Consider the following 26,634-nt stretch of genomic DNA (forward strand, 5'->3'; position numbering starts at 1 on the left):
GTTTTTATGCTGATTTTTAAAATTTAATGGTCTTTCCGTGCGGCAGTGTCACATCCCGGGCCGGATGTTGTCATATTTTGTAATGGTTACGACATTTTTTGTTCGGCAACAGCGGTGCCGCTGTTTATGGCCGGACGGCCCGTACCGCACCGCACTGCTCCAGATCCATCTCTGCCTTTTCCCAGGTGCCTTCCGCCGTTCGTTTGACTGTGTTTACTTTCTGGTGCCAGGCTGCGGAAAAAACTTCCGACGTCCAGTACCAGGGAGCCCCGGCCGCTGGAAACGCGGGCCTGTCATTGTATATGACCAGCAGCTCATTGGGCTTGGGCAGTCGCCAGTCGGTGTATCCACCGGTTTTGAGACTTTTTACATACATCGCCGCTGTTTTGTAATTCATGCACTGTTCCGCCATGGCCGAAGAGTCCAGCATGGCCCACGTCAGCTTGGTCTGCGTGTCAAAAATACAGTCGGCGGGCCGTTCCAGGTACCGGCCTTTTGTCGCCGACAGTTTTTTGCGTATCTCAACCCGCATGCGTTCCAGTTGCTCCCGTTTTTCCTGTTGCTGCTCCATCAGGCTTTGCTGCTGCTGAAGGGTCTGAAGCACTTTTGCCTCTTCTACCTCCAGCCATGCCAGCAGTTCCTGAGCGTCCTTGCGATAGGCCTGGGGTGGATTGGTCTCAACATACCGGCGCATTCGGGCTGTTCTGTCGAAAATGGAGTTGCGGCTGTCCTGAATATAGGCCAGGGTCTGTTCCCACTCCATTTTTTGTCGCTTACCGGTTTCGATGGCGGCCAGTCTGGCGGTTACGGTACCTTTCACCGGACTGTCGGGATATGTTTTCAGGAAATTCTGGTAGAGCCCTTTGACAACTGTGATATCGCTCCCCGCATCCTTGACTTTTTCCATCAGGTTTGCCAAGGCGGCCTGGCCTTCCATGAGAGCCTGGGATCGCTCAACGGCCGCTGTTCGCGGGTGGTTCGGGAAGTGTCGGGCAAAGTATTTACACAGCTTGATGCATGATTCCCAGTTTTTCTCATTGTCGCACTCAGCTTGAGATTTGACGATGTGAGCGTAAAAGTCTTCACCCAGATCAGAAAGCATGCGCCGGACATTCTGGGTGTTCTCTCCCCTTGGGTAGGCTTCGATGTAGGCCTTATAAGCAGCAATACGGGCGCTGAAGTCATTTTTCGGAATTTGTTGCAGCTTACCGTATTCGGCGTCTTTCATGATTGCCGGAATATCGGCCATGCGTTTTTGGATCTCTTCCGCATAAACACTCTCCGGGTACTTATCAAGAAAATCGTTGTAGAGGGCCAGCGCTTTTTCTTCAAAGGCGTCATCAATAGACAGGTCGCTGGTTTTCTGGAGGGTGGCGTCAAAGGCCTGGATCTCCATCTCTCTAGCGACATCCAGTTTCTGTTTTTCTGCGGCGGACTTATAAGGGCTGTCGGGATGAGTCGTGATATAGGCGTCCAACGCGGCCAGCTTTTTCTCCAGTGCGCCCGCCTTCCGGACCTCAGTGAGCGCCTGTTCGTACTGGCGTTTGACCAGCCATGGCCTGGCTTCAAAAAACCAGAGGCAGGCAAGGATCAGGAGAACCAGGATTACCACCACTATTTTGAAGGTGAGGGAAATCCGCCGCTTGCGCCTGAGTACCTTGCTGGCATCGGTGATTTTACCCGACGCCTTGAGTTGCTCAAGTGTCTCCAGCGCGGCCGGCTGTGTCTCTTCGTCCGGGGGCGGGGCATCTTTTTGCTCTTTTGTCGGCTTCTTTTTTGCGGCCTTATCTTGCAGCCCTTCAGTGGCGGTTGCTTCCAGTTCCAGTTTTTCCCCGGCGGGTGTCACCGGAATGCTGGCGGCCTTTTGAATGGCGATTTTGCCTTTTTTGGGTTTTTTGCCGGCTTTTTCATCTTTGCGTTTCAACCCTTCCATGAGCAGGGTCATCAGCGGGGCAGTAATCTCTTTTTTCCGGTCCGGCACCGCATTTTCTATTTCTATGGAGGGGCTGCTCCAGGAAAGGATCTCAAACACCGCCTCTTCACCGGAGAGGCTGTCTGTTTCCGCCGCAATCAGGGCGCCTTTGACAAGAAAAAGGTGGCCCTTTTTTTCTTCGGTTTTTATCCGCAGGGTGCAGGAGGTGCGCTCCATTTCGGACATCTGAAGAAAGGAGGCCAGGCTGATACCGTGAATCGCGCCGCCCACGCCGCTTTCCATTTCGTCAAACAGCCTGTCCGCCAGGGCCTTGAAGTCCACCGGTTTTTCAAAATAGCGCACCGGGCCGATGGCTTTGAGAGCGGTTTCGATCTCACCTGTTTCAAATGCGGTCATCACCATCAGGGGCAGACGGGAGTGGCTTTGGGCTACGAATTTGAGCACCTCGATATCCGCCGGTGAAGGCTTGACAAGGTCGATCAATGCGATGTCAACCTTTATCTTGCCGGCGATATCGTCCAGTTCTCCGACCTTCTCGGCCGTGAGAATTTCAAAATCAGTGGTGTGTTCCGACAGAAGGCTTGAAACAATATTGAGTGTGATGGTATCGATATTGATGGCAAGAATTTTTTTCATTAACCCCTCTTTTGCCGGTGTCAGTATGTGGATCAAGGTTGGCTGCAAACAGCCCAATTCTCTTTTTTTTAACGTAAATTATTAGGAAAATCAAGGAGAAATTGGTGTGGCAGCTGCCGCGAAAAAGGGCGGTGCGGCCCGGCATAAAGGCCTTGCCTATTTGCCGGGGGCGGTGATAGAAACATCTGTCAGGTACCGGTCAAAAAATTTCTGCTTGGAGCAAGAATGAACAAACTCGTCAATTCCCGGGGCACCATTGATTTTGGGGTGATGGAAGACCCTGTGGAACAGATCAATTATCTGGATTATGATTTGCGGACCCCCATGGGTCGGTCCCGGTCGATACTGGCAAGAAAAATGCTGTTCAAACAGTTTTCTTTTGCCGGTATCGACACCCCGGACGTCTGTGTCGGCATGGCCGTAGTGGACCTCAAATATGCCGCCAACGCCTTTTTTTATGTTTATGACAAGGCAGGGCGTGAAATGGTTGAGACAAAACAGACGAGCCTGCCTTTTTTCGTTCATATTCCAACGGAGCCGGAAACCGGCAGGGCGGTATTTGAGTCCCGGCGGCTTGCCATCCGCATCAGCCCGGAGCGCATATTTGCCGAAACAGCTGATGCCCGGATCGATGCCCGGTTGTGCGGTGAAAAGGTCGCCCCTCTTCGGATCTGCACCCGCACCGGATTCCGGGGGTGGACCTTTACCCGGAAAGCCGCATCGGTGCCGGTGTCGGGAACACTTTGCGTAAAGGGCCGGAACCATGTGCTGGCGCCGGAAAGCGCTCTGGCCGTCACCGACTGGACCGCAGGCTACCTGCGGCGCCACACGTTCTGGAACTGGGCTGCGGCCGCGGCTTTACTGCCGGACGGCCGGCGGTTCGGCATGAACCTCTCCTGCGGCGTAAACGAGACCGAGGCAACAGAAAACGTGTTGTGGGTGGACGGTCTTCAAACCAAGGTGGACCATGTGCGGTTCCGTTACGACCAGCGGAACGTGGACCGGCCGTGGCAGGTGGTCTCAGCGGACGGAAAGGTGGATCTGACCTTCTCATCAGTGGCTGCCCGGTCCGAACATTTGAATGTACTGGCGGTGGCCTCCCGGTTCACCCAGTTCATCGGAACGTTTTCCGGCCATGTAACGGATGACCGCCAGGGCCGGATTGAACTCTCCGGCTGCCCTGGATGGACCGAGGAACACTATGCCAAGTGGTAGGACACAGGGATTTGACTCACTATGAACAGATCTGAAGAAAAGAATATACAGCGGCTGCTGGTGCTTCAGCAGCGGGGTCGGGGAGAGACCAAGACCGCCGGAATCAAAGCTTACGGCCAGGACAGGTTTCATATCGACCTGGTTTCAGTGGAGGAAAGGCTGCCGGCTGTTATTGAAGATACATCAGCCTATCTGCCCGAAACCATTGATGCGGACCTGGTGCTTGATTACCTGGCGCATCCCGATCTCTCCTGCGATCTTGCCGACAAGTGCCGCGACCGGGGCATTCCTGTCATCGCGTCCGGGAAAAAATATAAAAACAGGTGGGTTTATACGCCGCCCATCTGCTGCGCTCTGCCCCGGCAGGCTGATGCGGGGCCGTATGGCCAGCGGTTTGGATATCCCGAGTTCGCCGTGACCCTTTCAGCGGACAACCGTATCAAGGATGTACGGGTGGTGCGGGGCGCTCCCTGCGGCGCCTCCTGGAAGGCGGCGGAAAAGATGCGGGGGCTGCCCGCCTCCGATGCGGTTGTGCGAATCGGTCTTGAGACACAGTTCTTCTGTTCGGCAGACCCGGCCGGGTGGGACCCATTGTGGGGGAAAAGCCCGGTCCACCTGGCGGCGGACCTGCATGCCCATGCCTTTATAAAGGCGGTGGAAGAGGGACGGAAACGATGATTTGCGGGCTATGATGGGTTGCCGGTTTTTGCTTTCATGAATACGGCAATATAGCGGTCCAGGATTTCCCGTCCTGCCTCATCAACAGCGAAAAACTCTACACCGGTCTGGTAGCATGATCCCCCACTGCATTGGGAGTGGGCCACCTTTCCGCTGATGTAGACAAACTCACCGTCCAGGACAATGGTCATGGCCAGTTTCTGGTCCTTGTCGATGGGGAAAGGGGTTTCCAGCAGTGCCCCGCCCTTTGAAATATTGAGGGCCCGGCCTTTGCCCGTACCGGCAAGAATGTTGTTGCTGTACACGCACACCTCAGAGGGTGCCATTGCGTCAAAACGGATGTGCTTGCGTTTTTCGTTTGTTGCCATGGCTGCACCTTTTCAAAAGAGGGGTGGTGGGTGGAACCGTTGATACCGGCCGTGTTGTGTGGCGGGTTTTGAGACGGGCTGACGCCGGCAAAGTGGACCGCGCCTCTTTTTACTTTCGAATCAAGCAGGTTAAATCATAGCAGAGAGGCGGGGCGCTTGCAATTGTTTTTGAGCGCCGGGCGTCTTGATTCTTGCCTGTTTCCCGGAACAGGGGCGCGGCCGGGTCGAGACGGGTTCACAGGCGATGGTTGCACCGGCGTCCGGTATGCGAAAAACGGTGAAAACCGGCAGACCGGTCCGATATTCTTTCCGTAATCCTTTCAGACCGGCAAAAATCGCCTGTTATCCGGCTTTCCGGTTTGTTGACGCATGCCGGATGCCTGTGATAGCATACGCCAAAAATTAATTTTTTAATATTTTTCAATAAGATAAGGAGGGTTCAATGTCTCGGCGAATTGTGGTGGTCGGCGGTGTGGCACTGGGATCAAAGGCCGCTTGCAGGGCAAAACGGGTGGACCCGGAAGCAGACGTCTATCTGATCGACAGGGATGAGTATATTTCCTATGGGGGGTGCGGTATTCCGTTCTATATTTCTGGTGATGTCAGTGATGTGTCCGAGCTGCGCTCCACCAGTTTTCACATGCTGCGCGATGAACGCTTTTTTCTGAAAGACAAAGGCGTCGTGGCCCTGACCGGCACAGAGGTGACCCGCATTGACCGGCAGGGCAAAACCGTGGCGATTCGGCGAAAAGATGGCACAACGGATACGCTTGCCTATGACAAGCTGGTCCTTGCCACGGGCACCACCCCGCGTATGCTGCCGTTGCCCGGACGGGACCTGGAAAACGTTTTTACCGTGGCCAACCTTCACGACGCCCTGGCGATCAAAGAGAAGGTGACCGAGGGAAGCATTGGAAAAGCGGTGGTGGTGGGCGGCGGTTTCATAGGGCTGGAGATGGCCGAAGCCCTGGCCGACATGTGGGAGATCGAGACATCCATAGTGGAGGTGTTTGACCAGATCATGCCGGGGTTCGTCAGTCCCTCTCTTGCCACCATGGCCAGAAAAACGATCGAGGACAAGGGCGTCCGGGTGTACACTTCGGAAAAGGTGGAAGCCCTTGTCGGTGAAGGCGCCGTCTCCGCGGTAAAAACAGATAAACGGACACTGGACGCGGACATGGTCATCATGGCCGTGGGCGTGGTACCCAACACCGGCCTGGCAAAGGAGGCCGGGCTTGAGGTGACGCCCCAGGGATGGATCGTGGTCAACGACCAGATGCAGACCTCGGACCCGGACATCTATTCCGGCGGCGACTGCGCTGCCGTAAAAAACCTTGTGACCGGGGAATTGGGCTATTTCCCGTTGGGCTCCATGGCCAACCGGCAGGGCCGGGTGATCGGTACCAACGTAACCGGCGGGTCAGCCCGGTTTGACGGTGCCGTTGGCAGCTTTGTGGTAAAGATTTTCGACAACGCGTTGGCCGGCGCCGGCCTGACCGCGGACCGGGCAAGTGCCGCCGGGTTTGATGCCGTTGGCATTCAGGTGGCCCAGTTTGACCGGGCCCATTTTTATATTGAAAAAGAGGTGATTTTTCTGGAGCTGGTGGTGGACGAAAAAACGCGGCGGGTTCTGGGCATTCAGGGGTTCGGCGGCAAAGACAGCGGCATGGTGGCCCGTATCAACGCGGTGGCCCCCCTGCTGAAATACAAGCCCGGGGTGGAGGAGATCAGCAACCTGGAACTGGCCTACTCCCCGCCGTTTGCCTCGGCCATGGATATTATCAACGCCTTGGGCAACGCGGCCTCCAACTATCTGGACGGCCGGTACCGGCCCATGACCATGGAGGCGTTTGCCGCCTGCTGGGAAAATCGCTCCTGCGGCGACACCTTCTTTCTGGACTGCCGGGCCAATGCCGATGCCCAGCCCTTTGCCGACAAGTATCCAGAGATATGGAAGAGCATTCCCCACGATCAGCTTGTCGACCGCATGGATGAAGTGCCAAAAGGCAAGAAACTGGTGCTGCTCTGCAACACCGGGGTCCGTTCCTACGAGGCCCAGCTGAACCTGAACGCGAAAGGGATTACCGACAATGTCAGTGCAGGGGCCGGCATTGCCGGTCTTAAAACATGGGGTGTGGATTTCGGGCTGGATAAATAATTCGGACAGACGCCTCAAAACCCGCTCAGCTTTTTAAACAAAAGGAGACGACATGCGGTTGTCAACCCCCCGGATTCCACCGGCCACACCGGAGGAGATGGGCGAAGAAGCCATGTCCCTGCTGGGTCTGCTATCCGCGAAATCGGGCCGGGTGGACAATATTTTTGCCACACTGGCCCGTCACCCGGTGTTTTTGAAAAATTTTCTGGTGTTCGGCAGCCATGTGCTGATGACCTCCACGTTGCCGCCCAGGGACCGGGAGATCCTGATCCTGCGCATCGGCTGGCTGTGCAAGGCCGAATACGAATGGGGCCAGCATGTTGAGATCGGCCGGCGCATCGGTCTTTCCGACGAGGAGATCGTCCGCATCACCGCCGGCGCCGACGCGCCGGGATGGAGCGAACTGGAGGCCGCCCTGATCCGGGCCACAGACGAGCTCCACGGGGACGCATTCATTCAGGATGCCACATGGCATATTCTCAGCCGCCACTACGACGCCCGGCAGCTCATTGACCTGGTGTTTACCGTGGGCCAGTACAACATGGTCTCCATGGCCTTGAATACCTTTGGCGTGCAACTGGATGAACGGTTGTCCGGTTTCCCCGAAACCCCCTGATAGTCTGTGGTCCGGACTCCCGGAACAGGGCCGGTATGTCGACTTCATGACTGGATGGGCTGCCAATGTATTTTTTTACAAGTAACCGCATGGAGATGCTGTCCCGCGCCTTTTGCGAGGCCCTGACGGCATATCCCCTGGACAATCCTTTTGCGCGGGAAACCATTGTTGTCCAGAGCATGGGCATGAAGCGGTGGCTCTCCATGGAGATGGCCCGCCACACCGGTATTTGCGCTCACAACCGGTTTCTTTTCCCCAACGCGTTTTTAAACCAGATGCTGCAGACCGCCTTTGCCGATGCGGTCCCGGTTTCTCCCGATGTGGGGGTGGAGGCCATGACATGGGCCGTTTTTCCGGTCCTGGCCGATGTTTTTGCCCATCCCGCCCTTTCGCCCCTTCAGGCCTACCTGCAGGACGGCGATGTGATCAAGCGGTACCAGCTGGCGGCCCGGATTGCCGACACCTTTGATCAGTACCTGGTGTTTCGGCCGGACATGCTGCTGCAGTGGGAAGCCGGCGCGCTTCCCGCGGACCCCCATGAAAAGTGGCAGGCTCACCTGTGGCGGCTTCTGATTTCCCAGGGCTGGGCCGAACAGCGGGCCGAACGCTGGAAACAGTTTCTCTCCCTGGCCCAGAGCGGGGCGCTTGCCGGCAGCACCCTTCCATCCAGGGTGTCCGTGTTCGGCATATCAACGCTGCCCCGGTTCCATGTGCAGGTGTTTGCCGCGCTTTCCGCTTTCCTGGAGGTACGGTTTTTCGTATTGAACCCCTGCCGTCACTACTGGGGAGACATCCTGTCCACCTATGAAAAGAAACAGGTAGAGACAGGGGCCGACGCCCGGGATATTCCGGAAGCGGCTCGCCACCTGGAAACGGGTAACAGCCTTCTGGCCTCCATGGGAATGGTGGCCCGTGATTTTTTTGCCATGGTGGAGGACCATCCCCACCAGGAGACCTCGCTGTTTGCTCCTGCCGGGGAGACCACCATGCTGGCCTGCCTTCAGAACGATATTCTGGACCTGAAGGATGCGGCTGACCAGGAGCGGGTGCGGGTGGACGGAAATGACGCCTCTATGCAGATATCCGTCTGCCACAGCCCCATGCGGGAGGTAGAGGCGCTTCATGACAACCTGCTGGCCATGTTTGAGGCGGATGCCGGCCTATCGCCCGAGGATGTGCTGGTCATGGCGCCGAACATGGAGGTGTACGCCCCCTATGTGGAAGCGGTGTTTGATGCCGGTGCCGACGATGGAGGACAGCGGGTCCCTTACACGGTCACGGACCGCCGTTCAAAGTCGGGCAGCCCGGTGGTCAGGACTTTTCTGGGCCTGATGGACCTCTGGGAATCCCGCTTTGGAATATCCGCCGTGCTTGAAATTCTGGAATCCGCCTTTGTCCGGGAGCGGTTCGATATCGGAGAGGCCGAGTTTTTTCGCATTTCCCAGTGGCTGGTCGATGCGGGCGTACGGTGGGGACTTGACGGTGCCTTCAAGACAGACCGGGACCTTCCCGAATTTTCTGAAAACACCTGGAAGCAGGGCATCGACAGCCTGGTGCTGGGATGCGCCATGGCCGGGAAGGGTGAAATCCTTTTTGACGGCCTGCTGCCCTATGATCATATGGAGGGCAGTGACGTCGACAGCCTTGAAAAGTTTCTGGCGTTCTGGCATGTGCTGCTCCGGTTTTACCGGCAGTGCGGCGGCGCCCACGCCCCGGGCCGGTGGCGACAGATACTGACCGCGCTGGTGGAGTCGATGTTTGCCGCGGACCCGGCCGTTGAGGCGGACCTTCAGGTGATAACCGATGCCCTGAACGCCCTTGGGGAAAGCGCGGCCCACGCCGGGTTTGACGGCCCGGTGGACCTCCCGGTGATCAGGGAATTTTTAAACCGCCGTTTCGAGGGCCAGGCCTACGGCGCGCCGTTTATTTCCGGCGGCGTCACCTTCTGCTCCATGCTGCCCATGCGCAGCATTCCCTTTGCCGTGATCTGTCTGCTGGGCATGAACGTGGACGATTATCCGCGGCAGACCTTTTCTCCCGGTTTTGACATGATTCGCAAACACCCCCGGCCCGGGGACCGCTCCAAGCGAAACGACGACCGGTACCTGTTTCTCGAGACCCTGCTGTCGGCCCGGCGGCGGCTCTACATCAGTTACGTGGGCCATGATATGCGGGACAACAGTGACCGTCCGCCTTCGGTGCTGGTGGGCGAACTGTGCGACTACCTTCGGGAACGGTTCGACGCCGGCCCCTTGACCGACGTGGTGGAAAAGATCACCACCCACCACCGGCTTCAGCCTTTTCACCCGGACTATTTCTCCAGCGACACGCAAGCGCGGTTCAGCTATGCCGCTGATTATCTGGCCGCGGCCCGGCAGCTGGCCGGCGGCCGACCGGGTCGGCCGGCCGCACTGGAACCGGCGGTCCCGGTCCCTGACAACGCGGACCCCCAGACCATTGAGGTGGAGGACCTGTGCCGTTTTTTCGCCCACCCGGCCCGCTATTTTCTGACGCAGCGTCTTGGCCTGCGCGTCGCCGAGACCGACCGTATTCCGGAAGAGGCCGAACCGTTTGAGGTGGCCGGGCTGGAGCGGTATGACATGGCCCGGCGGCTGGTAGAACGGCTGCTGGCTGAAGACCCGGCGGCACCACTGGAAAACGCGCTGCGGGCCAGCGGCATCCTGCCGCATGGTGAACCGGGAAAGCGACTGTTTGAACGGTTGAAAACCGGGGCCGCCGGCTTTGTCGCCGGTGTTCGGGCGGTGACAGCCAATGGTGGCCTGGACCGCCGGGAGATACGGCTGGATATCAACGGCACCACCCTTTGCGGTACCCTGGATGGGATCGGTGAACAGGAGTGGTTCCGGTTTCGGTACGCAACGGCCCGGCCCGGTGATTTTATCACCAACTGGATCGCCCATCTGGCCTGGAGCGTGGACCAGGGCCGTGCCGGCTCAGGTCGGTTCGCGGCCAGGGATGGATGGTGGGCCTTTGATCCGGTGGATAACGGCCTGTCGATACTGGCGGCCCTGATTGAAATTTACCGGCAGGGACGCCTGCGCCCTCTCCATTTTTTCCCCCGCAGCGCTTTTGTCTATGCCGAAACCCTGCAAAAAAAAGGCAATGCGTCCATGGCCCTGGACCGGGCACTTCAGGCATGGCGGGGCAACGAACGGGTGGCCGGAGAAAAAGAGGACCCTTTTTACGCGCTCTGGTTTGCCGGGGACGATCCCTTGGACGATGAATTTGAAACCCTTTCCACGGCAGTGGTGACCCCGCTGCTGGCCTGCAGGAGACCGGATGGCCCGCCGCGAACCGTTTGACATACTTTGTGCCGATCTCTCCGGCGGCATCACCACCCTGGTGGAGGCCAGTGCCGGCACGGGCAAGACCTATGCCATTGTGGGGCTGTTCCTGCGCCTGATTGCCGAGACCGACGCAGGGGTGGACAACATACTGGCGGTCACCTACACCGAGGCCGCCACCCAGGAGCTGAAAGGAAAAATACGGACCGCCCTGCGAAAGGCGGCCACGGCTTTCAAAACAGGGACGATGAGCGGGGACCCGTTGATCGACGGGCTGCTGAAAAAGCGGGAAACAACGCGGGCGGTGGCGGCCCGCCGCCTGAAACGGGCACTGGAGGCCTTTGACCAGGCCGCCATCTTTACCATTCACGGGTTCTGCAGCCGCATGCTGGGTGAGTTCGCTTTTGAAAGCGGGGTTCTGTTCGGCGCGGAAATGGTGACCAACCAGGATGAACTGGTGCAACAGGTGGCCCGGGATTTCTGGCGCCAGCGTTTTTATGGCGCCTCCCCCCTGTTCCTCGACTATGCTGTGGGGGAAAAGGGGCTCTGCGTCGATACCTTCACCCGCCTGCTGAACAACTGGATGGTGTTTCCCGACCTTCGCGTGGTGCCCGGCGCTGACGAGACCGTTGACACAGCGGCCCTGGAGGCGGCGTTTGCCGCCTCCCTGGAACAGGTGGCCGCGCAGTGGACGGCAGACAAAGCGGCGGTGCAGGAGATTCTGCTCAACAGCGGCGGTCTGCGCCGGAACCTGTATCGCGCTGACTGGCTCTCCGGCTGGTTTCTCCGGATGGACGCGTACGCGGGCCCGCGGGAAGGGCTTCCCTCCGAGTTTGAGCAGTTTAAAAAATTTACCACAACCGGTATTGCGGAGGGGACCAAATCAGGCGGCACCGTGGCCCATCACCCGTTTTTTGATACCTGCCAGCAGCACATGGAGATCCGGCAAGCCCTGACCGGGGCTTTTGACCGGCGCATCGCCGTGGAAAAGAGCCGTTTTCTGGGCGAAGCGCGAAAGGCCCTGGACGCGCAAAAGCAGCGGCTGAACATTCGCTATTTTGACGATCTGCTGCTCAATCTGGACCGGGTACTGGTCTCGGATGCCCGCACCGGGCTCATTGAAAAGGCGCGACACCGGTACCGGGCCGTGCTGATCGATGAGTTCCAGGACACCGACCCCCTGCAGTACCGTATTTTTTCGTCCCTGTTTCAGGGGGCGTCCGCCCTTTTTTTTATCGGTGATCCAAAACAGGCCATCTACGGGTTTCGGGGCGCTGATGTGTTTGCCTACCTGGAGGCGGTACCGGGAGTGGATGTCGCCTGCACGCTGGCGGAGAACTGGCGTTCCCGTGCCGGCCTGGTGACGGGCGTCAACACCCTGTTCCAGGCGGTAGCCGCGCCGTTTGTGTTTGACGAGATCAATTTTGCTCCGGCGGCGCCGGCATCCGGCGCTCAGATTCCCCGCCTGACCATTGATGGGAACGAGCCCGCCGCCCTGGAGCTGCGCCTGATGGAGAGTGATGACTTTTCCACAAAAACCCAAAAAGCGGCCTGGATACAACTGGTGGCTAGGGATACGGCGGCCCAGGCGGCCCGGCTGGTGGCCCTGGGCCGGGAACAGAAGGCGTGGCTGGGGGACCGGCCCCTGGCGGCCGAGGACATGGCCATCCTGGTGCGCAGGAACACCGAGGCCATCCTGGTCCAGGAGGCCCTTTCAAGGCTTAATGTACACAGCACCATCCTGAAGGCCGGCGACCTGTTTGGATCCCACGAGGCCTTCGAGATGCAGGTGCTGCTCTCCGCCGTGGCGTTTGCCCATGATCTCTCTCTGGTCAAGGGGGCCTGCGCCACCCAAATGATGGGCCACGATGCCCGGCGCATCGCCGGCCTGTCGCTGGAAGCAGACACGACGGACCCGGTGGTGGAGCGCTTTCTGTCATACCGGGATCTGTGGCGGCGCCACGGTTTCATGAAGATGTTTTCCCGGCTGTTGCGCAGGGAGGAAGTGCTGCCCCGGCTCATGGCGTTTCCGGACGGAGAGCGGCGCTGTACAAACCTTTTTCACCTGGCCGAACTGCTTCACAGAACAGCCCTGGAGGCCCACTACGGCCCGGAACGGCTGGTCCGCTGGCTCATGCGGCAGCGGACCGGCCTTCAGGGCCGGAACGAAGAGCACCAGCTGCGGCTGGAGAGTGACGACAGCGCGGTCAAGATCATCACCATTCACAAGAGCAAAGGGCTTGAATATCCGGTCACCTTCTGTCCGTACTTATGGACCGGAACGCCCAGGACCGCCGGAGGAGATGGCGTGGCCTGCCACGAACCCCGGGAAGATGGGAGCTTGTCCATGGTGCTTGACCTGCGGTCCGGTGACGCCGAGGGTGTGGCGGACCGGCGGGAGAGATGGTACCGGGAGACCCTTTCGGAAAACATGCGGCTGCTTTACGTGGCCCTGACCCGGGCGAAAAACCAGTGCTATGTTTCGGTGGTGCCGGAGAAGGCCGACGGCTCTCCTCTGGCCGCGCTGCTGGGAACCGGGGAGGCGGGCATCTCGGCCGACGCCCTGGAAAGAGTGGCCGGACAATCCGGCGGATCCATTCACGTCACACGGGTAGGGCCGGCGGATCTGCATGCCGCCCCCCTGTCGGCGGAGGACGGCGGGGCCGAAGCGAAGCTTTCCTGCCGGCGATTTCCCGGAACCATTGCCGCGGATTGGCGGGTGGCCAGTTTTTCCGCCATGCGGCGATCTTTTTCCGGAACGGAAGCAGACCACGTGGCCGCCGATGATGGGGGAGTGACGCCCGACCCTGAGTTGCTCTCCGCCCCTTATACCGGCATCGCACAGTTCCCGGCCGGCGCCAGAGCCGGTCTGTTCATGCACGAGGTGTTTGAATACCTGGATTTTACCAATGCGGACCCGGTTTATCGTGAGGAACTTGTCTCCCGGGAACTGTCCCGTTACAATTTTGACCGGCAGTGGCGTGGCCCGGTGTGTGACATGGTGGACCGGGTGCTTTCCACGCCCCTGCCCCCGGTGTCCGGCGGCGAGGGTGTCCGGCTGGACTCGGTGCCCATGGATTGCCGCATCAACGAACTGGAGTTTTTTTTCCCGTTGCGGTCTGTTTCTCCGGAGAGCCTGGCCGCCGCCTACCGGCAGGCAGGGGCCGGGCCTGGGAACGACCGGTTTTCCCATGCGCTGAAAGCCCTGGCATTTTCACCGGCCAGGGGGGTGATGCGGGGGTTTGTCGACCTTGTTTTTTTCAGCGCCGGCCGGTATTTCATCGTTGACTGGAAGTCCAACCTTCTGGGACCGAATCCTGAATCTTACAGTCAGACCCGTTTGCGGGAAGTGATGGAAAAGGAGTTCTACCTGCTTCAGGCCCACCTGTATGCCGTGGCCCTGAACCAGTATCTTTCCGCACGGCTGCCGGCATACGATTATGCGTCCGATTTCGGCGGGGTCTATTACGTGTTTCTGCGCGGTGTGGATCCGGCTGCCGGGCCGGACTACGGTATTTACCGGGAAACGCCTTCCGTGGAGTTGATGCGTGCCCTGACACGGTGCCTGCTCGAAACGGTATCCGCAAAGAAAGGGGAGGGGCGTTAGAGTGGACGGATATCGGGATATTCAGGCGGCAATGCCGATGCTCGGTGAACTGGATCGCCGGTTCGGCGAACTCCTGACGGCCCTTGATCCCGGCGGCGGGAAAGAGCTGTTTCTGGCCGCTGCCCTTACCCTCTGGCACACGCGCAGGGGGCATGTCTGTTTTGATCTTAATCGGGCAGACGCCTTTCTGACGGACGGCCTTGACGGCGTTTCCCTTCCCGACGGCCGCCAGTGGGCTGACATCCTGTCCCGAAGCGCGGTGGTGGCCCGGCCCGGCGGCGACCCGGCCCCTCTTGTTCTGGACGGAGAAGGACGGCTGTACCTGCACCGGTACTGGGCCTATCAGGAGCAACTGGCCGATTTTATCCGTTCCCGGGCCGGTATTATTCGAAAGGTGGACGCACACCGGTTGAAGGAGGGCCTTACCCGGTGGTTTCCCGGCCAGGGGCCCGGCAACGGCCCGGACATGCAGCGTGTGGCGGCCGTATCGGCACTGACCCATGATTTTTCTGTGATCACCGGCGGCCCGGGTACGGGAAAGACCCTTACCGCGGCACGAATTCTGGCCCTGCTGGCAGAACAGGCCGAGAACCGGCCCCTGGCAGCCGTTTTGACCGCGCCCACGGGAAAGGCCGCGGCCCGCCTGGGTGAGGCGATGTCTACGCTGCGCGGAGCCGTCCCGGGTCCGGCATCTGAAAACCGGCTGGAGGTCCGGGCCTGTACCATTCATCGCCTGCTGGGAGCCCTTCCGGGAACAACGGTTTTCCGGCATCATCGTCACAACCCCATTGCCGCCGACGTGGTGGTGGTGGACGAAGCCTCCATGGCGGATGTCGCCCTCATGGCAAAGATGGTGGATGCCTTGCCCGATCACTGCCGGCTGATACTGGTGGGGGACAAAGACCAGCTTGCCTCGGTGGCGGCAGGGTCGGTGTTTGCCGATATCTGCGGCGCGGCGGGGAGAAACCGGTTTTCCGCTGATTTTCTTCAGGCCCTTGAAGCAGCCGGGGTGCTGACCGGAGGGATGAAGGCCTTTCCTGCGGGCACCGCCCGCCTGGCCGGCAACGTGGTGCACCTTGAAACGGTTTATCGCTTTGAACACCGGGGCGGCATGGAAATGGTGAGCCGGCTGGTGCGGGAAGGGGCGGCCGGTGAAATTGTGGAAGCCCTGGCGACCCCCGGCCATCAGGATGTCACATGGACAGCTCCGGACCAGGAAGAGTGGCGGGAACGACTGGCACGGACCGTGACGGCCTGGGTAAAAGACTGCCTGTCGGTGTCGGCGAATCCGGAAATGGTGCTTGACCGGCTGGGGTCGTTTCGCGTACTGTGCGCTTTGCGCGAAGGGCCTGCCGGCGCCCTGGCCCTTAACCGGTCTGTCGAACACTCTCTTCAACGGGCAGGGGTTGTGGCTTCAGGCCGGCTGTGGTATGCGGGTCGTCCGGTAATGGTGCTGAAAAACGACTATTCCCTGGAGTTGTTTAACGGCGATGTCGGTATCACTTTGTGGGACGGCGATCGGCTGAGCGTCTTTTTCAAAGACGACCGGGGCGGGGTGAGAAAATTTCATCCCGGCCGCATTCCCGAACATGAAACCGTTTATGCCATGACGGTTCACAAGGGCCAGGGCTCGGAGTTTGAAAAGGTGGTGTTTGTGATGCCGGACAGGGACGGCCCGGTGTTGACCCGTGAGCTTGTGTACACGGCCCTGACCCGTGCCAGATCCCATATTGAAATTATCGGGAAAAAGGATATTATTGAGGCGGCCGTGTCCCGATCGGTTTCAAGACGGTCCGGCCTTGTGGAGGCAATCAATAACGACCAGGACTAAGCAGACGGAGAGATCATGAACATCATCATTGCAAGCGACCATGCCGGTTTCCGGACAAAAAGGGACATTATTGACTATCTTCGCCGCAACCATGCCACCTGGGAGGTGACCGACCTGGGGCCGGAAGACGACGCGCCGGTGGATTATCCGATATACGCCCACATGGTGGCAAGCGCCGTGGCAGCCGGGGACTACCGGCGCGGCATTCTCATCTGCGGCAGCGGCATCGGCATGTCCATGATGGCCAACCGGTTCCAGGGGGTGCGGGCCGCCCTGTGCGTGACGCCCCAGATGGCCGAACTGAGCCGGCAGCACAACCGGTCCAACGTGCTGTGCCTGGCCGGTCGGCTGGTGGAGCTGGAGGAAAACATTCAGATCGTCAATACGTGGCTGAATACCGACTATACGGACGAGGCCCGGCACACCCGGCGCTACCGGCTGATGGATCTGCTGCAAAGCTGACCCGGATCAGTCTTATTCCCGGAATTGTAAATTCAGATGGTTAATCCTCGTACTGACTGATGAAGGCATGAAGGGCGGTTTTCAGCCAGCCGACCGAATCCTGGTTGGTCATCACCAGCAACAGGCCGTTGATGTCCTGCTGGTCGAACTGGAAGAGGGTCTTCATGACAATGGCCGTCTGCTCGGTGCCGAAGTGCTTGAGCAGGAAATCAAAATCGGGGTTGTCAAGGGTGAGCAGCTCGGGCGGCGTGTAGGAAACAACCGTGTTGAGAAGGTCTGAGATTTTGCCCACGCAGGCCCCGATCAGAATATTGCTGATTTCCAGGAGCAGACCGCGCTTGAGGGTCTCGATCTCCACCGCGTTCATGGAAGGGTCGGGATCCCGGTAGGAAACGTTTAAGAACTTGCTTAAAATCCGCTCCGTGCCCCGGGGCAGAAACAGCAGGCCGGATCCGTTAAAATCACCCCAGAACTTCTGGCCGGTGACGCTGTTCCGGGCACCGTGATTGATGGTTTCGCTCAGGTAGGTCGGCAGCGCGTTAAAGTTCAGCACCTGGACATCCGGCACGCTCAGGATGACCTGAATATCGATCAGTTCGGCCAGGTCCGCCGTGGCATTGCCAAAGGCGATGTTCATGACCTCCTGAAGAATGTCCCGCTCTTCTTCTGAAAAAAAGTCGCTCCGCGGCCCCCCCGCTCCCCCGTTATTCATTGCTTTCCCTCAGTGCCTGTTCCGCTTTTTCCAGAGCCTCTTCGATGACCTGGGCTTTGGCCGGTTTTTTGAGCAGTGTAAAAGCGCCCAGCGCCATGACGTTTGAAATGGACTTGGGCTGCACGTCGGCCGTCATTACGATGACCATGGCCCTGCCATCGAATTTCCGAATCTCCTCAAGAGCCGTGTAGCCGTCGATGCCGGGCATGGTCAGGTCCATGAAAACGATTTCGGGCTTCAGTATCTGGTACTTCTTGATGCCGTCTTTGCCGTCGACCGCTTCAAAAATTTCATACCCCTTGTTTTTTGGAATGGAGTTTTTGAGCATTTTGCGGGCCACAGGGGAGTCGTCCACAATCAATATCTTTTCAATCATGTCCATAGACCTTTGTATATTATTAATAACCTGTCTGCGGAAACATGCCGCACGAAAAAGGCTTGACCCACGGGTCAATATATTAGGTAACCTATTTTATTTTATGGAAAGAGTCAAGATGAAACCTGAAAAAAGCGGCGCATCCGTTCAGGGCTGTCCGTGTGAACAGGTAATGGTGGGGCCGTGGGAAAGAGGAAAGAAGAAATAAGGGATATGCGGGTTAAATGGAGAAGAGACGGGCGGAGAGGCATATATCGGGATTTACCTGAACGCCGTTAAAGAGCACTTCATAGAAGACACGGGCCGGAGTTCCGTTGCCGGGATTATCGACAAAGCCGATGGGCTCGTCTTTTTTAACGGTGCTGCCGGGTTTTTGCGCCACGGCTGTCAGCTGCGTGTACCGGGTGGTGAATCCATGGCCGTGGTCGATGACCACCATATGGCCGAAAGGTTTTCGCTCTCCGGCATACGTCACGATGCCGTTGGCGGACGCCACCACTTCGGCGGGGCCGGGCATGACGATCTCAACCCCCCTGCTGCCCGAATGACCATCGGAAGGTGACGGGCGGGAAAAAAAACAGTGGGTTACATCTCCCTCAGCCGGCATGGCCAGGGGAAGGCAGGTCATGGGGTTCATGATGAAATCGGAGTGGTCCAGTACCAGTGTCAGCCGGTTCTGCTTGGCCGCGTAAAAGATGCCTGCCGGATCCTTTGTTCCCTGCTTATCCTGGTCAGCCGGCGCTTCGCTGCCGCCGATATCGTTTTCAGAGGCGCCCGGTGTGGTTTCGGACTTGGAGCCGCCAACGCCGAACAGGTTTTCATGATTGGCCGTCCGTTCGATTCGTGCGATCCGGCGAATGTCACTTTCAATGGCCTCCAGATGGGACAGGGCACCGGTCAGGGAGGTCAGCTTGCTCTCCAGCAGGGCGATCTGTTGATTTCTCATATCGATCTGCTGTTGCTGACCGGTAATTTTATTTTCAAGCCATACGGAGTCGGTGGCGGTGTGGCGAAGAACAACACCCTGAACAAACAGGGAGGCAAACAGTGCCACACCGATCAGCAGCACAACACCGACGGAAATAAGGGCTGCATGCGAAAAAGTGTATTGTCTGCTGCTGTAGGCGGTTTCATCAAAAATTGAAAACGTAATGGTTTTCCTTTTTCGCGCCATGTGGTCTCTCATAATATGCCCTTTGCCGTAAGTCCCTATTTAGTCTTGTATTTATAACCCGAAAAAAAACTAAATGTCAATAACTTAATAATAAGAAGAAATGTTTTTTATTCAGGACCGGCGTGCTAACAGAATGTAATGATTGACAGAAAAACGGCGGATGGCTATGCTGTTCCAGAAACTGAACCATCTGGGTTGAACCACCGGTTTCCGAGGTTTCGTGGTGGGCGGGGCGCTTCGAGGGAAAGAGAGGACGACAAATGAAGAGCGGCAGTGGTGATTATGCAGCACTGGATCATCCCGGGGTTCTGTCCCGGCTCTTTCATCCACGACGGGCGACCATGCCCGAGGCCTGGTTTTTGGATGTGGAAACCTTTGACATTCCAGTGGACGGCAACGGCGTGACCGTGGGCGGGGCTTTTTTTGCCGCCGCGCCCAGTGCGCCGGTGATCCTTTTTTTTCACGGAAACGGTGAGACCGTTGTCGATTACGCGGACACAGGCGGGCTTTACACGGCCATGGATATCAATTTTCTGGCAGTGGACTACCGGGGTTACGGGTGGTCCGGCGGCAGTCCCACGGTGTCGGCCATGCTGGCCGACAGCCGCGCGGCTTTTCGTTTTGCCAGGCAATGGCTCGGAGAAAAGGGATATACCGGCCCGTGGATCGTCATGGGCCGTTCTCTGGGCAGCGCCTGCGCCCTGGAACTGGCGGCCCGTCATGAAACAGACATCAACGGACTGGTTATTGAAAGCGGATTTGCCCATACCCTTCCCCTGCTGCGGCTGCTGGGCGTGGACGTCGAAGCGTCGGGAATCACCGAATCCGAAGGCCTTGGCAATCTGGCCAAGATCGCTTGCTGGTCAAAACCCCTTCTGGTGATTCATGCTGCAAGCGATCACATCATTCCCCTTTCCGAAGGCAAGGCCCTGCTGGATGCCTGCCCGGCACCGGTCAAACGCATGATCCGGATTGACCAGGCGGATCACAACACTATTTTTTATTATGGCAGTGAAGCCTACATGTCTGGTATAAAAGAGTTTGTCTCAACTTCCATCAGCAAACAAGGCATGGCAGGTGAAACAGAATAAGATCCACAATCAATTGAAGTCCCTGTTGTCGCTCACCGGTCCACCCATGGGCTACACCGTCCGGTTCAGCCTGGACCGCCTGGTACCGGGAGTTGACAACGTTCGGTACGACGCCTATATCGATTCCGCATTTTACAGCCATGCCGGAAAGTTCATCTATGGCCTGATGTCGGCCCAGCTCAAGGCCGTGGGTGTGGCCTCTCCGGAAAAGGTTTTCTCCCGCAACGAGAAGGACCTGGATGCCTTTAAACAGGGGCTGGTCAGCATTCTGCAAAGCGCGGTCAACCGGGCCAAACTGGCCCGGGAATACCAGGTGGTGCTGCTGGCCCATGCGGCCCTGGCCAAGATGCTGATGAACAAGGTGCGGGAGCAGTTCGAAGAGATTATTCAGCTTTACCGGCAGACCATTCGCAAGCATGAAATCAGCCAGACCCACGATCTGGGTTCCGTGTTTCGTGTCAAAGAAGATATGGCGGCTCTTCAACAGAGGCGCATGTTCATTATCCGTTCCACAGCCAGGGAACTGTTCCGGTTTGTGTACGAGATCTGGGAGGGGGACCTGGAAAAGAGTTTTATTGCCAATTTTGGAAAAGACGCGGTTCCGCCGCGGGAGTTTTTTCTTAACCCGGTTTTTTTCGTGGACGGTGCGGTCGATGATTTTTTCATGATTGAAGAGTATGTGCTCATGGGCCACCGCATCGATGATCCGATCCGGTATGATGATGTGCTGGCTCTTTTAAGGGAGTCCCTGTCCACGCCGAAAATTCTTGAAGACCCGACCGATGTCCTACCGGAGACCGGAGATACCGAAGGTGCCGGAGATACCGACCCGGATGCCGGGGATGATTCAGAGCAGGGCGATCGTATGATTCGGCATGCCGACAGCCTGCTGTGCCGGGCGGGAAATATTGAACTTCTTTTCGACAGCTACCACACAAAAGAGATTTTAAAAAAGACCAAAAAGGAGCGGGGCCCCAAAGATGAGATCCGCCTGCTCAAAAACAAGATGGCTGCCCAGCGGAAGCTGTTTGACTGTTTTTATAAGGCCTGCAAAAAGTCCGGCCTGCTCAAGGCGGTCATCGCCGCCCAGGAAATGGGGCCCGTCGTGGGTGAATATTGCCCGCCTTTGCTGCCCCACGAGTTGGTAAACTACCTGGTGGCCCCGGCCGAACGGGAAAAGGTGGTCAGCAAGCTCAAACGCCTGAAAAGCCTGGCCGGGGGGACCTTTTCTTTAAAATCCCTGGACAGAGTTGAAAAGCGTTCTTCCCGACTGGCAATGGAACGCCGCAAGATTCACCTGATCGATTTTTTAAAAAGGTTTTCCGCCTACCATCGGGACTACAGCAATTTTAATATTTTTAAAGAGAGCCTTCAGTGGATCAATCTGCTGGAAGATGAAAAAACTATTAATCTCTCCCGTGTCAACCGCATGCTTTATGAATTTGTGGAGCCACGGGAGAATGGGCTGGGCAGCCGGGCCATTCGAAATCATGTGATCCTGAAAGCCGATGTCCGGGGTTCCACGGAGATCACCAGCCACTTGAGCCGCAAGGGGCTCAACCCGGCCTCCTATTTCAGCCTGAATTTTTTTGATCCCATCAATCAGATTCTGCCCGAGTACGGTGCCGCAAAGGTCTTTATCGAAGGGGATGCCCTGATTCTTTCCATTTTCGAGGAGGAGGATACCCCGGCCGGCTGGTATGCCGTGGCCCGGGCCTGTGGCCTGGCCATACGGATTCTGCTGATCGTGCAGCGGTACAACCGGCAGAGCAAACAGCACCGGCTTCCCATCCTGGAACAGGGCATCGGTATCTGCTATGTGGACGGGCCCCCGGCCTTTCTGTTTGACGGCGACAGTCGCATCATGATTTCATCCGCCATTAACCGGGCGGACCGGCTCTCCAGCTGCGACAAGATGCTGCGCACCCGTTTTTCAAAAAAACGGGGGCCCTTCAACCTGTATGTTTTTTCCGCCATTGCCAACCGGGAGACAGGAGGGGAGGACGGCCAGCTGCTTCGCTACAATGTCAATGGCATTGAACTGGAGGAGGCGGCGTTTAAAAAACTTTCCCAGGAGATCGACCTGAACGTGGTCAACCTGAGCATTCCCGAAGCCGGCAGGGACAAGATCAAGGTCTACACCGGCATTTTTCCCACCAAGTCGGGCAAATACCAGCGACTGATCATTCGGGAAGCCCATATTCCCCAGCTTGATATTGTCACTCTCAATGTGGGCCGTGTCACGGCCAAGCGCTATTACGAGGTCTGCACCAATCCCGCCTTTTACGAAAAAGTCAAAAAGATGGTGTAGGCGCTTTGCTTCCCATAGTCCAGAGCCGTGATGCGCAGGATAAAAAGTTGCTTTTACCCCGGACAGGAACCCGCTTCCGTTATGTAACTTGTAAAAACGATTGACAATTTACATAGGTGGTTATATGGCGATGCGGCTGGTGTATGACCGGGGAAATCCCGGAAAAAGACTGTTATAAGACAAGCCATGCATGGTATGGTGGCCAGTATCAAGCCACCGGAAAAAAATGACGTTCTAACAAAATATTTGAAGGACAGGCATGCCGAACGAGAGCCAGTTGTTGGATACCGGCCTGAGAGGTGTAAAAATCGCCAAAACGCGTATCAGCCACGTGGACGGAGAGGCGGGCAAACTTGTTTACCGCGGTTTTCTGATAAACGACCTGGCCGAATCCGCCACTTATGAGGAAGTGGCGCACCTGTTGCTCCATGAGAAGCTGCCGAACAGTGATGAGTTGACCGCTTTCAGCCGGAAACTGGCCGGATTTCGAGCCATTGGGCCGGACATCCGCCAGTCCATGGAGAAGATTTCCGCTCAAGCCCACCCCATGGACGTGCTGCAGGCGATGATTCCCCTGCTGGCCACGGGTGATTCCGATCGCGATGCGATGACCAGAGAGACAACCCTGTCTTCCGGCACCCGGCTGGTGGCCGTTATGGCGACGATTGTCGCTGCCTGGCATCGTATCCGGTCCGGCCGCACACCGATAGATCCCGATCCGGCCCTGGGCCATGGTGCCAATTTTCTTTACATGCTGACCGGCCGGCGGCCCGATACGGAAACCGCCCGTTTTTTTGATGTCTGCCTGGTGCTTCACGCCGAACACTCTTTCAACGCCTCCACTTTTACCGCCCGGCAGGTGGCTTCCACCCGGGCGCATATGTATGCCGCCGTTTCCGCTGCCATAGGCTCCCTGTCCGGCGAGCTTCACGGCGGTGCCAATTCCCGAGTCATGCAGGTGCTGCTGGACATCGGCTCGGTCGACGCCATCGAGGCTCACATAAAAAAGATTCTGGACACCGGGGGTAAAATAATGGGGTTGGGTCATGCCGTCTATAAAACCGGTGACCCCCGGGCCAATGTCCTTTCGGATATGTCCCGTCGCCTGGGTGATTTGTCCGGCAACCCTCTCTGGTACGACTTGACAGTGGCCTTAGAACAGAAAGGCAGAGCCGCCTTCAAAAAAAACAGAGGACTGGATATCTATCCCAACATCGATTTCTACAGTGCCTCGGTTTACTATTACATGGGCATTCCGATTGACCTTTTTACACCGGTTTTCGCGATCTCCCGCGTGGCCGGCTGGGTGGCTCACGTGATTGAGGAGCAGTTCGGCGGTGCCGGCTCCAAACCGGCCCTGTACCGTCCCTCGGCTGAATATGTCGGAGAGTACTGCGGCCCGGAAGAATGTGCCTTTATTCCCGTTTCCGACAGAAAATAACGGGCGGCAGCCGCTACGCCGGTTGCACCCCATTCATTTTTTCAACCGGTTCGTTAAATGCCTTTTAAGCAGGGGAGTTGCTCTATGCCAATCGATATCAACATCCTCATCGGCGGCGCCGCCGGACAGGGCATCCAGACAGTGGGCGATCTGCTGGTTCAGGTCTGTCGAAAATCCGGGCTGCATGTTTTCGCCGTCAACGGCTATGAATCACGCATCCGGGGCGGCCACAGCAACGTCCAGGTGCGCATCAGCGATCAGCCAGTCAAGGCGCCCTGCCGGCCTGTTCACCTGCTGCTGGCCATGACGGACGAGACCATCGACCGTCATCGTGACCGGCTGGCGGCCTTGTGGTGGCGGATGACCCGGAAGCCCTTGCTGACGGCAACACGCACCGGGTTCCCATCACTAAAATGGCCGAAGACGCCGGCGGCAAAATCATGGCCAACACCGTAGCGGCCGGCGCCTGCCTGGCCCTGCTGCACGCGCCCTTTGAGCTGTTCGAGACGGCACTGGCGGCTCAGTTTGAAAAAGCGGGCGAGGCCGTCAAAGCCAAGAATCTGGTTGCGGTCCAAAAAGGGTATCAGGCCATGAAGGACATCCCGTTTGCTTCTGCATTTGAATGGCAGCCCTCTCCCGCAAAGGGATTGCTGATGAATGGGGCCCGGGCCCTGGCCCTGGGCGCTTTGGCCGCCAATGTCCGCCTCGGCGCTTTTTATCCCATGTCGCCGGCGACCGGCATCATGCAGCAGTTGTCGGAAATATCGGACACCTATCCCCTGGTAGTGGAGCAGGCCGAAGATGAAATCGCGGCGGTTAACATGGTCATCGGCGCATCCTTCGCCGGTGTCCGCGCCCTGACGGCCACCTCCGGCGGCGGGTTCTGTCTTATGACCGAGGGGCTGGGTCTGGCCGGTATTACCGAAACGCCGCTGGTCATCATCAATTCCCAGCGTCCGGGCCCGGCCACCGGCCTGCCGACCCGGACGGCCCAGGGGGATCTGCTGTTTGTCATCACCGCCGCCCAGGATGAATTTCCCCGCTTTGTTTTTGCCCCCCGGACCGTGGGCGAGGCGTACGAAACCGTCATCCGGGCCTTTGACCTGGCCGATCTTTACCAGGTGCCGGTGATCATTCTTACGGATCATTATTTTAATGATATGGCCACCGTTACCGGGGATGAATTTCAGGCGCCGGAAACCGTTGTTCGTCACCTTGTTTTCGACGCAGACATGGATGACCCGGAAAAATACCGACGCTACGCCCTGACCGAAACCGGGATATCACCCCGGGCGCTTCCCTGTGCCGGCAGGGCTTTGGTGATGGTTTCAGGCAATGAACATGCAGAAGACGGTCATATCAGTGAGGAAAAAACCAACCGGGTCAATATGGTCAATAAACGGCAGGCCAAACTAACGGCAATGCGCGGTGAAATGCGCTCCCCTGAGGCATGTCACGCCGGAAGCCAGACGATTCTGGTCTCCTGGGGATCAGCATTCGGGGCCGTTGAAGAGGCGGTTGATCAAATGCGAAGCAGCGGTCATGACATCGGTTGCCTCAGCTTGTGCGATCTCTGGCCTTTTCCGCACCAGGCCTTTCTGGACGCGGCCGGAAAGGCGGAGACCGTCATCACCGTGGAAGCCAATGCCACCGCTCAACTGGGTCAGATCATCCGTCAGCAAACCGGTCTTTCGCCGAACGGGGCGATTTTAAAATATGACGGCCGGCCCTTGACGGCGGAAGACATTATTGACGGTTATTACGAATTTACCGGAGGCGCCAATGGTTGATGTAAAAACATATCAATGCGATTATGAAAACAAATGGTGTCCGGGCTGCGGCAATTTTATGATTCTCGAAGCCATGAAAATCGCCCTGGCCGGCCTGGATCTGGCCCCGGAAAAAATTCTGATCGTGTCCGGCATCGGCCAGGCCGGAAAGACCCCCCATTTTCTGAAATGCAATTTTTTCCATGGCCTGCATGGACGGGCATTGCCGGTAGCCACCGGGGCCAAGCTGGCCAACCATGATCTGACCATCATCGTCAATTCAGGGGACGGGGATTGTTACGGCGAAGGCGGCAACCATTTTTTAAGCGCCATCCGCCGCAACCTCGATATCACCTTGCTGGTCCACGACAACAAGGTATACGGGCTGACCAAAGGCCAGTCCTCCCCCACTTCCGACCGGGGCTTTGTTACCAGCATGCAGCGCCGGGGCGTGCTTTATGACGCGTTCAACCCCCTGACCGTGGCCCTGGCCCTGGGCGCCGGTTTTGTGGCCCGTGGCTATTCCGGCAGCAGGGACAACCTGGTGCGCACCATTCAGGCGGCAATCCAGCACAAAGGTTTCAGCCTGGTGGATATTCTGCACCCCTGTGTTTCCTTTAACCGGGTCAACACCCACGCCTGGTACAAGGAGCGGTTGGTCGACCTGTATGACAACAGTGAGCATGATCCGGGCGATAAACAAGCGGCCATGATTCTGGCGGAACAAGGGGATGCGCCAATACCCATCGGCATTCTTTACCGGAAAGAGGCTCCTGCGTTTACAGACCGTATTGACCACCTCAAGGAGGGTCCCCTGGTTGATCGCGCTTATGATCGCGAGGCGGTGCAATCCTTGCTGACAGGCGTTTAGCCCGGATATTTTACAAGGTGATTTTGCGGCATCAACAAGGCGAGCGCATTCTGTTTTAGGTCCCTATTCCTTCCCCTGCC

The 26,634-nt window shown here is 57.8% G+C and carries 19 protein-coding genes; 14 read left to right on the top strand and 5 right to left on the bottom strand.

Annotation, left to right across the window (positions count from 1 at the left end):
• Positions 1-124: 124 nt before the first annotated feature.
• Complete coding sequence (locus DOLE_RS05385; RefSeq protein ID WP_012174476.1) at positions 125-2,569, bottom strand: DUF4388 domain-containing protein; 2,445 nt, start codon at positions 2,567-2,569, stop codon at positions 125-127.
• Positions 2,570-2,794: 225 nt separating this feature from the next.
• On the opposite strand from DOLE_RS05385, the gene DOLE_RS05390 reads away from it, so the two are divergent.
• Positions 2,795-3,784, top strand: coding sequence for a DUF2804 domain-containing protein (locus DOLE_RS05390; RefSeq protein ID WP_012174477.1), 990 nt, complete (start codon positions 2,795-2,797; stop codon positions 3,782-3,784).
• Between the two features lie 21 nt (positions 3,785-3,805).
• Positions 3,806-4,462, top strand: a complete 657-nt coding sequence (dfsP, locus tag DOLE_RS05395) for a DUF166 family (seleno)protein DfsP (RefSeq protein ID WP_012174478.1) — start codon at positions 3,806-3,808, stop codon at positions 4,460-4,462.
• Positions 4,463-4,470: 8 nt separating this feature from the next.
• Here dfsP and DOLE_RS05400 read toward each other — a convergent pair whose 3' ends face one another.
• The gene (locus DOLE_RS05400) at positions 4,471-4,830 is read right to left on the bottom strand and encodes a PilZ domain-containing protein (protein ID WP_012174479.1); all 360 of its coding nucleotides are present in this window, start codon (positions 4,828-4,830) and stop codon (positions 4,471-4,473) included.
• A 442-nt stretch (positions 4,831-5,272) separates the two neighbouring features.
• Between DOLE_RS05400 and DOLE_RS05405 the strand changes: the two genes are divergently transcribed.
• From DOLE_RS05405 to rpiB, 6 genes are all read left to right on the top strand, one after another.
• A complete protein-coding gene (locus tag DOLE_RS05405; RefSeq protein ID WP_012174480.1) occupies positions 5,273-6,988 on the top strand; it encodes an FAD-dependent oxidoreductase in 1,716 nt (571 codons plus the stop codon).
• A gap of 52 nt (positions 6,989-7,040) precedes the next feature.
• Complete coding sequence (locus DOLE_RS05410; RefSeq protein WP_012174481.1) at positions 7,041-7,604, top strand: carboxymuconolactone decarboxylase family protein; 564 nt, start codon at positions 7,041-7,043, stop codon at positions 7,602-7,604.
• Between the two features lie 65 nt (positions 7,605-7,669).
• On the top strand, positions 7,670-10,927 hold the full coding sequence (gene recC, locus DOLE_RS05415; protein WP_012174482.1) for an exodeoxyribonuclease V subunit gamma: 3,258 nt from the start codon (positions 7,670-7,672) through the stop codon (positions 10,925-10,927).
• Positions 10,905-14,516 carry an exodeoxyribonuclease V subunit beta gene (recB, locus tag DOLE_RS17080; RefSeq protein WP_012174483.1) on the top strand — a complete coding sequence of 1,204 codons (3,612 nt, stop codon included), beginning with the start codon at positions 10,905-10,907 and terminating at the stop codon, positions 14,514-14,516. Before recC ends, recB begins: the two co-directional genes overlap by 23 nt.
• 1 nt (position 14,517) lies before the next feature.
• The gene (gene recD / locus DOLE_RS05425) at positions 14,518-16,347 is read left to right on the top strand and encodes an exodeoxyribonuclease V subunit alpha (RefSeq protein WP_012174484.1); all 1,830 of its coding nucleotides are present in this window, start codon (positions 14,518-14,520) and stop codon (positions 16,345-16,347) included.
• A gap of 15 nt (positions 16,348-16,362) precedes the next feature.
• Complete coding sequence (rpiB, locus tag DOLE_RS05430; protein WP_012174485.1) at positions 16,363-16,809, top strand: ribose 5-phosphate isomerase B; 447 nt, start codon at positions 16,363-16,365, stop codon at positions 16,807-16,809.
• Positions 16,810-16,849: 40 nt separating this feature from the next.
• On the opposite strand, the gene DOLE_RS05435 is transcribed toward rpiB, so the two are convergent.
• The 3 genes from DOLE_RS05435 to DOLE_RS05445 all read right to left on the bottom strand — a co-directional run bounded on the left by DOLE_RS05435 (position 16,850) and on the right by DOLE_RS05445 (position 19,071).
• Positions 16,850-17,521 (bottom strand): chemotaxis protein CheC, encoded by a 672-nt coding sequence (locus DOLE_RS05435; RefSeq protein ID WP_012174486.1) that lies wholly within the window; start codon positions 17,519-17,521, stop codon positions 16,850-16,852.
• Positions 17,514-17,897, bottom strand: coding sequence for a response regulator (locus tag DOLE_RS05440; RefSeq protein WP_012174487.1), 384 nt, complete (start codon positions 17,895-17,897; stop codon positions 17,514-17,516). Before DOLE_RS05440 ends, DOLE_RS05435 begins: the two co-directional genes overlap by 8 nt.
• A 220-nt stretch (positions 17,898-18,117) precedes the next feature.
• Positions 18,118-19,071, bottom strand: coding sequence for a M23 family metallopeptidase (locus DOLE_RS05445; protein WP_167320845.1), 954 nt, complete (start codon positions 19,069-19,071; stop codon positions 18,118-18,120).
• A 260-nt stretch (positions 19,072-19,331) separates the two neighbouring features.
• On the opposite strand from DOLE_RS05445, the gene DOLE_RS05450 reads away from it, so the two are divergent.
• The 6 genes from DOLE_RS05450 to DOLE_RS05470 all read left to right on the top strand — a co-directional run bounded on the left by DOLE_RS05450 (position 19,332) and on the right by DOLE_RS05470 (position 26,554).
• The gene (locus DOLE_RS05450) at positions 19,332-20,162 is read left to right on the top strand and encodes an alpha/beta hydrolase (RefSeq protein ID WP_012174489.1); all 831 of its coding nucleotides are present in this window, start codon (positions 19,332-19,334) and stop codon (positions 20,160-20,162) included.
• Entirely contained in the window at positions 20,149-22,473 is a 2,325-nt protein-coding gene (locus tag DOLE_RS05455; protein WP_153304364.1) for a nucleotidyl cyclase domain-containing protein, read from the top strand. The genes DOLE_RS05450 and DOLE_RS05455 overlap by 14 nt, the downstream gene beginning before the upstream one ends.
• 259 nt (positions 22,474-22,732) lie before the next feature.
• On the top strand, positions 22,733-23,914 hold the full coding sequence (locus tag DOLE_RS05460) for a citrate synthase (RefSeq protein ID WP_012174491.1): 1,182 nt from the start codon (positions 22,733-22,735) through the stop codon (positions 23,912-23,914).
• 84 nt (positions 23,915-23,998) lie between these two features.
• A complete protein-coding gene (locus DOLE_RS18665; protein WP_269719151.1) occupies positions 23,999-24,370 on the top strand; it encodes a 2-oxoacid:acceptor oxidoreductase family protein in 372 nt (123 codons plus the stop codon).
• A complete protein-coding gene (locus tag DOLE_RS05465; protein WP_269719152.1) occupies positions 24,268-25,704 on the top strand; it encodes a 2-oxoacid:acceptor oxidoreductase subunit alpha in 1,437 nt (478 codons plus the stop codon). The genes DOLE_RS18665 and DOLE_RS05465 overlap by 103 nt, the downstream gene beginning before the upstream one ends.
• Complete coding sequence (locus tag DOLE_RS05470; RefSeq protein ID WP_012174493.1) at positions 25,697-26,554, top strand: 2-oxoacid:ferredoxin oxidoreductase subunit beta; 858 nt, start codon at positions 25,697-25,699, stop codon at positions 26,552-26,554. The genes DOLE_RS05465 and DOLE_RS05470 overlap by 8 nt, the downstream gene beginning before the upstream one ends.
• Positions 26,555-26,634: the final 80 nt, after the last annotated feature.

Source organism: Desulfosudis oleivorans Hxd3, from assembly GCF_000018405.1.
Taxonomy (GTDB): Bacteria; Desulfobacterota; Desulfobacteria; order Desulfobacterales; family Desulfosudaceae; genus Desulfosudis; species Desulfosudis oleivorans.